Source organism: Massilia sp. AB1 (assembly GCF_018119385.1).
Classification (GTDB): domain Bacteria; phylum Pseudomonadota; class Gammaproteobacteria; order Burkholderiales; family Burkholderiaceae_D; genus Telluria.
Genome location: NZ_JAGKSG010000025.1, coordinates 45,296 through 57,904 on the forward strand (window position 1 = coordinate 45,296; position 12,609 = coordinate 57,904).

General features: G+C 65.2%; 13 protein-coding genes. 11 read left to right on the plus strand and 2 right to left on the minus strand.

Features of this window, described 5'->3' with window-relative positions:
- Positions 1–66: 66 nt before the first annotated feature.
- The 10 genes from tyrS (at position 67) to ruvB (ending at position 8,797) form a co-directional block, all read left to right on the plus strand.
- The gene (tyrS, locus tag J8847_RS15245) at positions 67–1,329 is read left to right on the plus strand and encodes a tyrosine--tRNA ligase (RefSeq protein ID WP_211525564.1); all 1,263 of its coding nucleotides are present in this window, start codon (positions 67–69) and stop codon (positions 1,327–1,329) included.
- Positions 1,326–1,784 (plus strand): D-aminoacyl-tRNA deacylase, encoded by a 459-nt coding sequence (dtd, locus tag J8847_RS15250; protein ID WP_211525565.1) that lies wholly within the window; start codon positions 1,326–1,328, stop codon positions 1,782–1,784. Before tyrS ends, dtd begins: the two co-directional genes overlap by 4 nt.
- A gap of 49 nt (positions 1,785–1,833) precedes the next feature.
- Entirely contained in the window at positions 1,834–2,499 is a 666-nt protein-coding gene (locus J8847_RS15255) for a YbhB/YbcL family Raf kinase inhibitor-like protein (RefSeq protein ID WP_211525566.1), read from the plus strand.
- A gap of 66 nt (positions 2,500–2,565) precedes the next feature.
- On the plus strand, positions 2,566–3,252 hold the full coding sequence (locus J8847_RS15260; protein WP_211525567.1) for a histidine phosphatase family protein: 687 nt from the start codon (positions 2,566–2,568) through the stop codon (positions 3,250–3,252).
- A gap of 209 nt (positions 3,253–3,461) precedes the next feature.
- On the plus strand, positions 3,462–4,487 hold the full coding sequence (gene dusB, locus J8847_RS15265; protein ID WP_211525568.1) for a tRNA dihydrouridine synthase DusB: 1,026 nt from the start codon (positions 3,462–3,464) through the stop codon (positions 4,485–4,487).
- An 80-nt stretch (positions 4,488–4,567) separates the two neighbouring features.
- On the plus strand, positions 4,568–4,801 hold the full coding sequence (locus J8847_RS15270) for a helix-turn-helix domain-containing protein (RefSeq protein WP_005667930.1): 234 nt from the start codon (positions 4,568–4,570) through the stop codon (positions 4,799–4,801).
- An 88-nt stretch (positions 4,802–4,889) separates the two neighbouring features.
- Positions 4,890–6,476 carry a bifunctional phosphoribosylaminoimidazolecarboxamide formyltransferase/IMP cyclohydrolase gene (gene purH, locus J8847_RS15275; RefSeq protein ID WP_211525569.1) on the plus strand — a complete coding sequence of 529 codons (1,587 nt, stop codon included), beginning with the start codon at positions 4,890–4,892 and terminating at the stop codon, positions 6,474–6,476.
- A gap of 126 nt (positions 6,477–6,602) precedes the next feature.
- A complete protein-coding gene (gene ruvC / locus J8847_RS15280) occupies positions 6,603–7,139 on the plus strand; it encodes a crossover junction endodeoxyribonuclease RuvC (protein WP_211525570.1) in 537 nt (178 codons plus the stop codon).
- Between the two features lie 15 nt (positions 7,140–7,154).
- Positions 7,155–7,733 (plus strand): Holliday junction branch migration protein RuvA, encoded by a 579-nt coding sequence (gene ruvA / locus J8847_RS15285; protein ID WP_211525571.1) that lies wholly within the window; start codon positions 7,155–7,157, stop codon positions 7,731–7,733.
- Positions 7,730–8,797: a Holliday junction branch migration DNA helicase RuvB gene (gene ruvB / locus J8847_RS15290; RefSeq protein WP_211525572.1), complete on the plus strand. Its 1,068-nt coding sequence runs from the start codon at positions 7,730–7,732 to the stop codon at positions 8,795–8,797. The genes ruvA and ruvB overlap by 4 nt, the downstream gene beginning before the upstream one ends.
- Before the next feature lie 34 nt (positions 8,798–8,831).
- Here ruvB and J8847_RS15295 read toward each other — a convergent pair whose 3' ends face one another.
- The gene (locus tag J8847_RS15295; protein WP_229512873.1) at positions 8,832–9,791 is read right to left on the minus strand and encodes a fasciclin domain-containing protein; all 960 of its coding nucleotides are present in this window, start codon (positions 9,789–9,791) and stop codon (positions 8,832–8,834) included.
- Between the two features lie 282 nt (positions 9,792–10,073).
- Entirely contained in the window at positions 10,074–10,478 is a 405-nt protein-coding gene (locus tag J8847_RS15300) for a hypothetical protein (RefSeq protein WP_211525573.1), read from the minus strand.
- Between the two features lie 306 nt (positions 10,479–10,784).
- Between J8847_RS15300 and J8847_RS15305 the strand changes: the two genes are divergently transcribed.
- Positions 10,785–12,605, plus strand: coding sequence for a CIA30 family protein (locus J8847_RS15305; protein WP_211525574.1), 1,821 nt, complete (start codon positions 10,785–10,787; stop codon positions 12,603–12,605).
- Positions 12,606–12,609 lie beyond the last annotated feature (4 nt).

Sequence of the window (12,609 nt, forward strand, 5' to 3'; positions counted from 1 at the left end):
AAGATCGAGCATCATACCACAGGTTATGGTCCTACAACCGTTTTAGCCTCTTTCCTACAAGAATTTATGACTTCCAACGCATCGGCCGGACACGGCAACCCGGTGACCCCTTCCACACCCCTGCCACTGACCGACAAGGTGCTCGAGTCGCTCGCTATCGCCAAGCGCGGCGTCGACGAATTGCTGATCGAAAGCGAATTCGCCCAGAAGCTGGCGCGTTCCGAGCAGAGCGGCAAACCGCTGCGCATCAAGCTCGGCCTGGACCCGACCGCACCCGACCTGCACCTCGGCCACACCGTGGTACTGAACAAGCTGCGCCAGCTGCAAGACCTCGGCCACCAGGTGATTTTCCTGATCGGCGACTTCACTTCGATGATCGGCGATCCGTCGGGCCGCAATGCGACCCGTCCGCCTCTGACCCGCGAACAGGTCGAGGCCAACGCCATGACTTACTTCCGCCAGGCATCGCTGGTGCTGGATGCTGGACGGACGGAAATCCGCTACAACTCCGAATGGTGCGATCCGCTGGGCGCGCGCGGAATGATCCAGCTGGCCTCGCGTTACACCGTGGCACGCATGATGGAGCGCGACGACTTCACCAAGCGCTACAAGAGTGGGACTCCGATTGCGGTGCATGAGTTCCTTTACCCTTTGATGCAGGGCTATGATTCAGTCGCTTTGCACGCAGATCTCGAACTTGGGGGCACTGACCAGAAGTTCAACCTCCTTGTTGGCCGTGAGTTACAAAAAGATTATGGCCAGGAGCCGCAGTGCATCCTGACCATGCCGCTGCTGGAAGGCCTGGACGGCGTCGAGAAGATGTCCAAGTCCAAGAACAACTACATCGGCATCACCGAACCGGGCAACACCATGTTCGGCAAGCTGATGAGCATCTCGGACGAGATGATGTGGAAGTACTACGACCTGCTGTCCTTCCGCTCGATCGAGGACATCGCCCGCCTGAAGGCCGAGATCGCCGGCGGCGCCAACCCGCGCGACGCGAAAGTGGCTTTGGGCAAGGAAATCGTGGCGCGCTTCCACTCGGCCCAGGCGGCCGAGGATGCGCTGGCCGACTTCGTCAACCGCTCCAAGGGCGGCATCCCGGACGAGGTGCCGGAAGTGGCGCTGTCCGGCGCGCCGATGGGCCTGCCGCAGGTGCTGAAGCAGGCCGGCCTGTGCGCCTCGACCTCGGAAGCCATGCGCATGATCGACCAGGGCGGCGTGCGCGTCGACGGCGGCGTGGTCAGCGACAAGGGCCTGCAGCTGGGTGCCGGCAGTGTGGTGGTGCAAGTGGGCAAGCGCAAGTTCGCCCGCGTTACTCTGGCATGATCGGGCTGCTGCAACGGGTCAGCGAGGCGGCGGTACGTGTCGACGGGGAAACCGTCGGCGCCATCGGCCCCGGGCTGATGGTGCTGCTGTGCGCCGAAAAGGGCGACACCGAGCGCGAAGCCGAGGCCCTGCTGGCCAAGCTGCTGACTTACCGTGTCTTTTCCGACGAGGCCGGCAAGATGAACCGCAGCGTGACCGACACCGAGGGCGGCCTGCTGCTGGTGCCGCAGTTCACCCTGGCGGCCGACACCAAGTCCGGCACGCGCCCGTCGTTTTCGCCGGCCGCCGCGCCGGAAGACGGCCTGCGCCTGTTCGAGCATGTCGTGCGCCAGGCGCGGGCGCGTCATGGCATCGTCGAAACCGGCCGGTTTGGGGCCGATATGAAGGTGTCTTTGACAAACGATGGCCCGGTGACGATCTGGCTGCAGGTTGATCCGGTCGGGACTTCGCGCTGAAACAAGCGGCGCCGGGCGGGGTCAATAACATCAGGGCCTGGGAGGACGTATGAGAATCTGGAGCGAGTCATTTAGCGATGGCGGGGAAATCCCGCCCGAGTGCGCGTTCGCGGTCATCGACCCCGACTCGCACGTCAAGCTGTCGAGCAACCGCAATCCGCATATCGCCTGGGACGAGGTGCCGGCCGGCACCCAGTCGCTGGTGCTGATCTGTCACGACCCGGACGTGCCGTCCGAGGGAACCGACGTCAATAAAGAAGGGCGTACGGTGCCGGCATCCTTGCCGCGCGTGGATTTCTTCCACTGGACGCTGGTCGACATCCCGGTCTGCCTCAAGTCGCTGGCCGAGGGCATGTTTTCGGACATGGTCACGCCGCACGGCAAACCGGGTCCTTTGGTGCCGTTCACCATCAAGAACGGCACCGAGCACCAGCTGCGCCACGGCCTGAACGACTACACCGGCTGGTTCGCGAGCGATCCCGACATGGCCGGCGAGTTCTACGGCTACGACGGACCGTGCCCGCCCTGGAACGACGAGCGCGTGCACACCTATATATTCACGCTGTACGCTCTCGACATCGCGCACCTGCCCCTGGAAGGGCAGTTCAGCGGCGCCGAGGCGCGGCTGGCGATCCAGGGGCATATCCTGGACGAGGCGCGGATGTTCGGCGTGTATTCGCTGAATCCCGAAGTCGCGTCCGATGTGCTCAGGTAGCCTGATCGGCAGTTTGCTTAATTAATAGTAATAACAATCGCCCCGAGGTTCGGGTGCAGGAACCTCATGTTGTCGAATGACCCCGAATCGTCCGTGGGCGCAACCACGATTCTATTGATCCGCCACGGCGAAACCGCCTGGAATGCGGAACGCCGCCTGCAAGGACACCTCGACATCGCCCTGAACGCGGAGGGCGAACGCCAGGCCGCCGCGCTGGCGGCGGCGCTGGCCGACGAGACCATCGACGTGCTGGTGTCGAGCGACTTGATGCGTGCGCGGCAGACGGCCGAGGCCATCGCGCGCGGCCGTGGGCCGGGCATGGCGCTGGAACTGGCGCAGGACCGGGCCTTGCGGGAGCGCTGCTATGGCGGTTTCGAAGGCTTGCTGTACAGCGAGATCGCGGACCGGTTCCCGCTCGAGTTCGCGGCCTGGCAGGCGCGGCATGTGGACGCGGAGGTGCCCCCTGGGGAGAGCCGGGGCGAAACTTTCCGCCAGTTTTACGAGCGCGTGACCGGGGCGATCGCGCGGCATGCGGCTGCGCATCCGGGCAAGACCCTGGCGCTGGTGGCGCATGGCGGGGTGCTGGAATGTGCCTACCGGGCGGCGCTTGGCTTGCCGCTGGAGACGCCGCGCGACTTCAAGGTGCATAACGCGAGCGTCAACCGGTTTGTGGTGGAAGAGGGCGGCTTGAAGCTGGTCAGCTGGGGGGAGGTGGAGCATCTTCGGCGGGCGGTGCTGGATGATCTGACGTAGATGGCTTCGGGAGGGACCCAAGTTCGCACCGCAGAGTTAGCTCATCCTGTTAGCGATACCCTCGACACGCCCCCAAGCGCCGCTCCCAATCCCCTTTTTTACACCTTGCCAATATCGCACACGCAACAATCCCATTAAATTTGCTGATAATTTGAGCAGCGCTTGGGGTAAAATACTAGGTTCCCAAGAAACTTCTCCCATTTTCCGCTGTGCAAATCGGTACTTACACACTGCGTAACAACGTCTTCGTCGCCCCCATGGCCGGGGTGACCGACCGCCCCTTCCGCCAGCTGTGCAAACAGCTCGGCGCCGGCTATGCAGTGTCCGAAATGGCCGCGTCCAACCCGCGCCTGTGGGCCAGCGAAAAGACCTCGCGCCGTACCGACCACGCGGGCGAAATGGAACCGAAAGCCGTCCAGATCGCCGGCGCCGACCCGCAAGACCTGGCCGATTGCGCCAAATTCAACGTCGAGCGCGGCGCCCAGATCATCGACATCAACATGGGTTGCCCGGTGAAAAAGGTCTGCAACAGCTGGTGCGGTTCCGCCCTGCTGCAGCACGAAGACCTGGTCGAACGCATCCTGCACGCCGTGGTGGGCGCAGTCGACGTGCCGGTCACCCTGAAGTTCCGCACCGGCTGGGACCGCCAAAACAAGAACGCCCTGCGCATCGCGCGCCTGGCCGAAGAGGCCGGCATCCAGATGCTGACCCTGCACGGCCGCACCCGCGCCGACGGCTACAAGGGCGAGGCCGAATACGACACCATCCGCGCCGTCAAGGCGGCGGTGAGCATCCCGGTGGTCGCCAACGGCGACATCACCACCCCCGAAAAAGCGAAGTTCGTGCTCGACTACACCGGCGCGGACGCGGTCATGATCGGCCGCGCCGCCCAGGGCCGTCCCTGGATCTGCCGCGAGATCGACCACTACCTGCGCACCGGCGAACACCTGCCGCCACCCGAGGTGGAAGAGGTGCGCGCCCTGATGAACGAACACCTGCCGGCCCACTACGCCTTCTACGGCGAATACGTGGGCGTGCGCACCGCGCGCAAGCACATCGGCTGGTACGTGCAGGATCTGCCGGGCGGGGAAGAATTCCGCCAGCGCATGAACCTGATGGAATCGACTGCCGAGCAGCTGGCGGCCGTCGACGAGTTTTTCAAATCGCAACATCAGTACGGCGAGCGGTTACAATACCGCCCCGCGCGTCCTGCCGATGAAGCGATCGCGGCATAAGCAGTTATCACAATAAGAATTATTACGGGGACACGCTGCTATGCAGCGGAGCAATCATTAACCAGGATGAAGCAGCAGACATGAGCAAAGAAAGTATCCAGGAAGTCGTCCAGAAGAGCCTCGAGGACTATTTCAACGATCTGGGCGAGCAGAAACCGACCAATATCTACGACATGATGGTGTTGACCGTTGAAAAGCCAGTGCTCGAAGTCGTGATGTCGCGTGCCGACGGCAACCAGTCGCATGCGGCCCAGATGCTGGGCATCAACCGGAATACTTTGCGAAAAAAACTGCAAGAGCACGGACTGCTCTAATCCAGCGCGGAATGGGTGGCCGCGTGTTGGGCGTGGCCGCTATCGGTCCGCCGTCCGACCGCAAGAATTCTTAACCACAGGCCACACCATGATCAAACAAGCCCTCATTTCCGTTTCCGACAAGACCGGCGTGCTCGACTTCGCGCGCGCCCTCAGCGCACTCGGCGTCAACATCCTGTCGACTGGCGGCACCGCCAAGCTGCTGCAGGATAACGGCGTCCAGGTGACCGAGGTTGCCGATTACACCGGTTTCCCGGAAATGCTCGACGGCCGCGTCAAGACCCTGCACCCGAAGGTCCACGGCGGCATCCTGGCGCGCCGCGACCTGCCTGAGCACGTCGCCAAGCTGGACGAGCACGGCATTCCGCAGATCGACATGGTCGTGGTCAACCTGTACCCGTTCCAGCAGACCGTCGCCAAGGAAGAGTGCTCGCTGGAAGATGCGATCGAGAACATCGACATCGGCGGCCCGACCATGCTGCGCTCGGCGGCCAAGAACCACCGCGACGTGGTCGTGATCGTCGACCCGGCCGACTATGGCGTGGTGCTGGCCGAGATGAAGGGCACGGGCGAAGCCGCCGGCCCGGTCAGCTACGAAACCAAGTTCCGCCTGGCCAAGAAAGTGTTCGCCCACACCGCCCAGTACGACGGCGCGATCACCAACTACCTGACCAGCCTGGGCGAAGACCGCCAGCACGCGACCCGTTCGGGCTATCCGCAGACCCTGAACATGAGCTTCGAAAAGGTCCAGGACATGCGCTACGGCGAGAACCCGCACCAGGGCGCCGCCTTCTACCGCGACATCGCTCTAGTTCCCGGCGCGCTGGCCAACTACCGCCAGCTGCAGGGCAAGGAACTGTCATACAACAACATCGCCGACGCCGACGCGGCCTGGGAATGCGTCAAGTCGCTGGGCGGCCTGGGCCAGCCGGCCGGCTGCGTGATCGTCAAGCACGCCAACCCGTGCGGCGTGGCGATCGGCGCGGACGCGCTCGACGCCTACAACCGCGCCCTGCAGACCGACCCGACCTCGGCCTTCGGCGGCATCATCGCCTTCAACGTCGAAGTCGACGGCAAGGCGGCCGAAGCGCTGGCCAAGCTGTTCGTGGAAGTGCTGATCGCCCCGAGCTTCACGCCTGACGCGCGCCAGATCATGTCGGCCAAGCAGAACGTGCGCCTGCTGGAAATTCCGCTGGGCGCCGGCCAGAACCCCTACGACGTCAAGCGCGTCGGCGGCGGCCTGCTGGTGCAGTCGCCGGACGCCAAGAACGTGGGCCTGGGCGACCTGCGCGTGGTCACCAAGAAGCAGCCGACCCAGCAGCAGCTGCAGGACATGATGTTCGCGTGGCGCGTGGCCAAGTTCGTCAAGTCGAACGCCATCGTGTTCTGCGGTAACGGCATGACCCTGGGCGTGGGCGCGGGCCAGATGAGCCGCATCGACTCGGCGCGCATCGCTTCGATCAAGGCCCAGAACGCCGGCCTGACCCTGGCCGGTTCGGCCGTGGCCTCGGACGCCTTCTTCCCGTTCCGCGACGGCCTGGACGTGGTGGTCGATGCGGGCGCGACCTGCGTCATCCACCCGGGCGGCTCGATGCGCGACCAGGAAGTGATCGACGCGGCCGATGAGCGCGGCGTCGTGATGCTGTACACCGGTACCCGTCACTTCCGCCACTAATCTGCCTGCCGGCGGGATCCTTTCTGCGGATCCCGCCATCCAAGTGGTGTGATCAAAACCGCCACTTACTGTGTTTTTCTACAGTATTTTTCCCACGAACACCCCCAGCCGCTATATCATTCCACAATGATTATTCTCGGCATCGACCCGGGCCTGCGTACGACGGGGTTCGGCGTCATTGAAAAACATGGCGCGAAGCTGCGCTACATCGCCTCGGGCACCATCAAGACGGGCCTGGAGGGGGCGCTGCCGCCGCGCCTGAAGATCATCCTGGACGGCGTGAGCGAAGTCGTCGCCACCTATGGCCCCGTGTGCGCGGCCATCGAAAAAGTCTTCGTCAACGTCAATCCGCAGTCGACCCTGCTGCTGGGCCAGGCGCGCGGCGCCGCGATCACGGCCCTGGTCGGCGCCGACCTGGATGTCGCGGAGTACACCGCGGTCCAGGTGAAGCAGGCCGTGGTCGGCACCGGCAAGGCCGCCAAGGCCCAGGTCCAGGACATGGTTTCGCGCCTGCTCAAGCTGCCGGGCCTGCCGGGCAGCGACGCCGCCGACGCGCTCGGCGTGGCGATCTGCCATGCCAACACGATGGATGCGCTGGCCATGGTCCACGCGGCCGCGCCCGCCATGCAGGGCCTGCGCATGAAACGCAATCGTCTCGTCTAACAAGGAAGAACAACGATGATCGGACGCCTTTCCGGAATCCTGCTCGAAAAAACGCCGCCCCAGGTGCTGGTGGACTGCAATGGCATCGGCTATGAAGTCGACGTGCCGATGAGCACCTTCTACAACCTGCCGCACACCGGCGAGAAAGTGGTGCTGTTCACCCACCTGATCGTGCGCGAAGACGCCCACCTGCTGTTCGGCTTCGGCACCGCGTCCGAGCGCGCGCTGTTCCGCCAGCTGATCAAGATCACCGGCATCGGCGCGCGCATGGGCCTGGCGATCCTGTCCGGCATGTCGGTGGCCGACCTGTCGCAGGCCGTCACCCTGCAGGAAACCGGGCGCCTGGTGAAGATCCCCGGCATCGGCAAGAAGACCGCCGAACGCCTGCTGCTGGAACTGAAGGGGAAGCTGGGCGCCGATATCGGCGTGGTAGGCGGCGCCGTGCGCGACGACGCCCAGGCTGACGTGCTCAATGCGCTGGTCGCTTTGGGGTATTCTGACAAGGAGGCGCTCCTGGCGATCAAGAACCTGCCGGCCGGCAGCAGCGTTTCCGACGGTATCAAGTTCGCATTGAAGGCATTGTCCAAGGCATGAGCATCCAGACCGACAACTTCACCGAACAGCGCGTCATCGATGCCGCGCCGGCTTCGCCGAACGAGGAGGCGATCGAACGCGCCTTGCGCCCGAAACACCTGGAAGAATACGTCGGCCAGGAAAAGATCCGCGACCAGCTCGAGATCTTCATCCACGCCGCGCGCAAGCGCCGCGAAGCGCTCGACCACACCCTGCTGTTCGGTCCGCCGGGCCTGGGCAAGACCACGCTCGCCCACATCATCGCGCGCGAGATGGGCGTCAACCTGCGCCAGACTTCCGGCCCGGTGCTGGAGCGCCCGGGCGACCTGGCCGCGCTGCTGACCAACCTCGAAGCGAACGACGTGCTGTTCATCGACGAGATCCACCGCCTGTCGCCGGTGGTCGAGGAGATCCTGTATCCCGCGCTCGAGGACTACCAGATCGACATCATGATCGGCGAAGGCCCGGCCGCGCGCTCGGTCAAGCTCGACCTGCAGCCGTTTACCCTAGTGGGCGCGACCACCCGCGCCGGCATGCTGACCAATCCGCTGCGCGACCGCTTCGGCATCGTGGCGCGCCTGGAGTTCTACAACGTCGACGAGCTGACCAAGATCGTGGCGCGCAGCGCCGCGCTGCTGGAAGCGCCCATCAACGAAGAGGGCGCGCGCGAAGTCGCCAAGCGCGCCCGCGGCACGCCGCGTATCGCCAACCGCCTGCTGCGCCGCGTGCGCGACTATGCGGAAGTGAAGGGCAACGGCGAGATCACGAAAGAGATGGCCGACCGCGCCCTGAAGATGCTCGACGTCGACACCGTCGGCTTCGACGTCATGGACCGCAAGCTGCTGGAAGCGGTGCTGTTCAAGTTCGCCGGCGGCCCGGTGGGCATCGGCAACCTGGCGGCGGCGATCGGCGAAGCGGCCGACACCATCGAGGACGTGCTGGAACCCTACCTGATCCAGCAGGGCTACCTGCAGCGCACCCCGCGCGGCCGGATCGCCACGCCGCTGGCCTACCAGCATTTCGGCGTCACCGCGCCGCGCATCAGCCCCACGGGCGATCTCTGGGACAACCTCCCGCTGGCTTAGCGCAGCCGCTCGCGCCGGCGTGCCGTGCGCTGCCCTACAACGCAGGAATCAGCACCTTGTCGATGACATGGATGACGCCATTGCTCGCCCGCACGTCGACCGCGCTGATCCTGGCCTGGACAGCCGTCGTATCGCGAATCGTCGGCGGCGTTCCCGATGTGAAGACGAGGCTTTGACCGGACACCGTCGCGACCGGCGTGCCGAACGGAATCTGCGTCGACAGTACCTGGCTGGGCAGGACGTGGTAGGTCAGGACGGTGCGCAGTTGCGCCGTGCTCAGGTTCGAGGGCGCGGCGGCGAAGGCGGCATCGGTCGGGGCGAACACCGTGAACGGACCGCTGCCGCTCAGCGTTCCCTGGAGATCGGCCGCCACCACGGCGGCGACGAGGGAGCTGAAGAGCGGATTCGCCTGGGCCATCTGGACGAGGTTCAGCACGCCCGGCGGAATGAGCACCTTGTCGACCGCATGGATGACTCCGTTGCTGGCCGGGACATTGGCCGTGACCACCGTTGCGCTCGTCAGCGCCGCATCCGTGATTTTCACGGCGCTGGTGAAATCGAAGTTCAGCCTGGCCGGCGCGTTCTCGAAGGAATAGGCTGTCGCCTGGGTTGCGCCACCGGCGGCCAGGTCGGCGGACAGCTTCTTCGTGCCGAGCACATGGTAAGTCAGGATGCTTTGCAGCGCGGCCGGCGGCAAGGCATTGACCATGGCCGTCGCATCGGCAAAGCCGAGCCGTTTCGCCAGGTCGGTAAAGGCCTGGTCGGTGGGCGCGAACACCGTCAGCTGGGCATTGGCATCGGTCAGCGTGTTCGCGATGCCGGCCTTGGCGGCCGCTGCCAGCAAGGCGTTGAAGCCCTGTGCCTTCGCTACCTCGGCGATATTCCCCTGGTTCGCTGCCGGCGGATCGTCGTCATCGCCGCCGCCGCACCCGGCCAGTCCCGTCGCCAGCGCCAGAGCAGCCAGCCCAAGTTTCAGAAAATGCCTTACGTTCATGTCAACCTCCGAAGTGTGAGATGTCCGGTTTCATGCATGCCTGGTGCCGAATATAGTTCGAGTGAACCGCGATCTCAAACGCGCACGCTACAAAAGCGGTGCTTTATCGGGTCAAGACATGAGGGAGGCGGTTAAGCGGGTCATACGCGGTTCGATCCTGCGATAGATGCTGGTGCGGAGGACAGGGGAACGGAGAGGAAGCGCCGCCATGCAGCGGGTACGCATCGGCGGCAGCGGATCAGTGACCGCGCCGCCGTCGATGTCGTTTGTCGGAAAGCCTGTTCAGAAATGCGGCTCGCAGACTTCGCGTTCGCGCATGCGGCGGTGGCCCTGCGCGCTCATGAGTGGCATGACGAAGGTCATGTAGAGCACGATCGTCAGGCTCAGCATCGCGCTGCACATCCACAGCATCAATGGCGAACCGCCGCGCCACATCATGGCCAGGCTGCCCAGCAAAGGCGCCGCCAGCAGCAGCCCTGCCAGCGAGCGCAGCTGCGGCGACCGGCGCATGCGGTGGCCCGCCATGCCGATCAGGAAGAAACCCGAGGATGCCAGCGTCAGGCCCACCAGCACGCCGGCGGCCCTGAAGGCGTCCGGCATGACGTTGCCATTCGGGTACAGCATGACGGGCGGGGCCACCAGGATCATGATCCCGGCAAGCAAACACAGCAGGCGCACAAAAATCATGGCCGCTCCTTTTCCTGCATTAAAGCAACAAATTCGATGACGTTCATGGGAATGGTGCTGAAAGATGATAGGCCTGCCCGATTGGCAAGTCTGTGGAAGATAGCATAAAGACAATATTCGATTTCACATGGCCTGTAGTTCGTGCGCCACAGTACGCTTGAAATATATTGACTAAATATTAATTAATAGGTAAGGCTGAGCAGCTGCCATTGTGACAATTGTCATCCGGCTTTGATGGCAGCCGCTTCTATTTTGCGCTTTCCTTTCTTCGCATACTGGCTGCACTATCCACCCTGCGAGGACCCCATGAACATCACATCCCTGAAAGCCGTGCTGGCCGCCGCCGGCTTCCTCCTGAGCGGCGCCGCACTGGCCGCCGCCACCCTGGTCCAGGACGTCCGCGTCTTCGACGGCAAGAGCGCGCATGCGCGCCGCTCCGTCCTGTTCGAGGATGGCGTGGTCGTCGACGCGGATTTCCGTGGACCGGTTCCGGCTGGCGCACGCATGGTCGACGGGGCAGGGCGCAGCTTGCTGCCCGGCCTGATCGATGCCCATACCCACGCCTTCCGCGACCAGGAGCTGCCGCTGATGTTCGGCGTTACGACCCAGGTCGACATGTTCACCGGCGTGCCCCTGATGCAGGAAATGCAGGCCGCCATGAAGGCCGGCAAGAACAAGACGCGCGCCGACATGTTCTCGGCCGGCACCCTGGTGACCGCGCCCGGCGGCCACGGCACCCAGTTCGGCATGGCGATCCCGACCCTGACCCGCGCCGAGGATGCCCAGGCCTTTGTCGACGCCCGCATCGCCGAGGGTTCGGACTTCATCAAGATCGTGATGGAGGCGGGCGGGCACGGCATGCGCAAGCTGGACACGCTCGACCTGCCCACCGTGAAAGCGGTGATCGCGGCAGCCCACCGGCGCGGCAAGCTGGCCGTGGTGCACGTCAGCACCGAGCAGGATGCGCGCGCCGTCCTGGAAGCCGGCGCCGATGGCCTGGTCCACCTGTTCCCCGGCGCGGCCGTGCCGCAGGCGCGCGCCGACAGCCTGGCCGCGCTGGCGCGCGAGAAGGGCGCCTTCGTGATCCCGACCTTCACCGTCCTGGAGAGCGTGGCCGGCACGCATGAGGACGACCTGCTGCGCCACCCCCAGCTGGCGAGCCTGCTGGACGGCGAAGCCCAGGGCCAGCTGAAGGCGCGCTACGGCGCCACGGCCCGGCCGGCGCTGCTCGAGGCGCCGCGCATGGTGACCGCCGCGCTGCGCCGCGCGGGCGTACCGGTGCTGGCCGGCAGCGACGCCGGCAATCCCGGCACCCAGTACGGCGTCAGCCTGCACCGCGAACTGGCCGCCCTGGTCGAAGCCGGCCTGAGCCCGCTCGACGCGCTGGCCTCGGCGACCTCTGTGCCTGCCAAGGCTTTCAAACTGGGCCAGCGCGGCTGCATCGCCAAGGGCTGCAAGGCCGACCTGCTGCTGGTCGAGGGCGATCCGACCCGGGACATCATGGCCACGCGCCGCATTGTGGAGGTGTGGAAGGATGGCGAGAGCGTGAACCCGATGCGCGAGGCCCGGCGCCGGCAGGTCGCGCAGGCGGCGGCCGGCAAGTCCGGCGGCAAGCCGCTCGCCTTGCCGGCGGACGGGCGCATCAGCCAGTTCAGCGAAGCGAAGCTCGGCAGCCCCTTCGGTTCCGGCTGGATGCCGACCGTCGACGCCATCGCCGGCGGCCGCTCCACCACCACCTTGGCGGCCCAGCCCGCGCTGGGCGATGGCCAGGTGCCGCTGGCGATCTCGGGCACGATCTCTCCCGACCTGCCCTATGCCTGGGCCGGCGCGGCCTTCATGCCGGGCGAGCGGCCGATGCAGGCGGCCGACCTGAGCGCCGCCAGGCTGGTGCGCTTCAAGGTGCGCGGCGACGGCGGCAGCTACCGCGCGATGATGATGTCGCAGGGCGTGCCGATGCCGGGCTACGCCTTCTTCACGGCGGGGCCGGAATGGACCGAGGTGAGCATCCCCTTCAGCGCCTTCCGCGGGGTCGATCCGGCCAGGGCGACCATGATAGGATTTGCCGCCGGACCGAAGGCCGGCCCCTACCGCTTCGAGATCGCCGATGTGCGCCTGCTCGAACGCTGACAAG

What these genes read in the sequence shown, in the direction of transcription:
- tyrS (WP_211525564.1), top strand. Translation starts at nt 67, where the DNA reads ATGACTTCCAACGCATCGGCCGGACACGGCAACCCGGTGACCCCTTCC.
- dtd (WP_211525565.1), top strand. Translation starts at nt 1,326, where the DNA reads ATGATCGGGCTGCTGCAACGGGTCAGCGAGGCGGCGGTACGTGTCGAC.
- J8847_RS15255 (WP_211525566.1), top strand. Translation starts at nt 1,834, where the DNA reads ATGAGAATCTGGAGCGAGTCATTTAGCGATGGCGGGGAAATCCCGCCC.
- J8847_RS15260 (WP_211525567.1), top strand. Translation starts at nt 2,566, where the DNA reads ATGTTGTCGAATGACCCCGAATCGTCCGTGGGCGCAACCACGATTCTA.
- J8847_RS15270 (WP_005667930.1), top strand. Translation starts at nt 4,568, where the DNA reads ATGAGCAAAGAAAGTATCCAGGAAGTCGTCCAGAAGAGCCTCGAGGAC.
- purH (WP_211525569.1), top strand. Translation starts at nt 4,890, where the DNA reads ATGATCAAACAAGCCCTCATTTCCGTTTCCGACAAGACCGGCGTGCTC.
- ruvC (WP_211525570.1), top strand. Translation starts at nt 6,603, where the DNA reads ATGATTATTCTCGGCATCGACCCGGGCCTGCGTACGACGGGGTTCGGC.
- ruvA (WP_211525571.1), top strand. Translation starts at nt 7,155, where the DNA reads ATGATCGGACGCCTTTCCGGAATCCTGCTCGAAAAAACGCCGCCCCAG.
- ruvB (WP_211525572.1), top strand. Translation starts at nt 7,730, where the DNA reads ATGAGCATCCAGACCGACAACTTCACCGAACAGCGCGTCATCGATGCC.
- J8847_RS15295 (WP_229512873.1), bottom strand. Translation starts at nt 9,791, where the DNA reads ATGAACGTAAGGCATTTTCTGAAACTTGGGCTGGCTGCTCTGGCGCTG.
- J8847_RS15300 (WP_211525573.1), bottom strand. Translation starts at nt 10,478, where the DNA reads ATGATTTTTGTGCGCCTGCTGTGTTTGCTTGCCGGGATCATGATCCTG.
- J8847_RS15305 (WP_211525574.1), top strand. Translation starts at nt 10,785, where the DNA reads ATGAACATCACATCCCTGAAAGCCGTGCTGGCCGCCGCCGGCTTCCTC.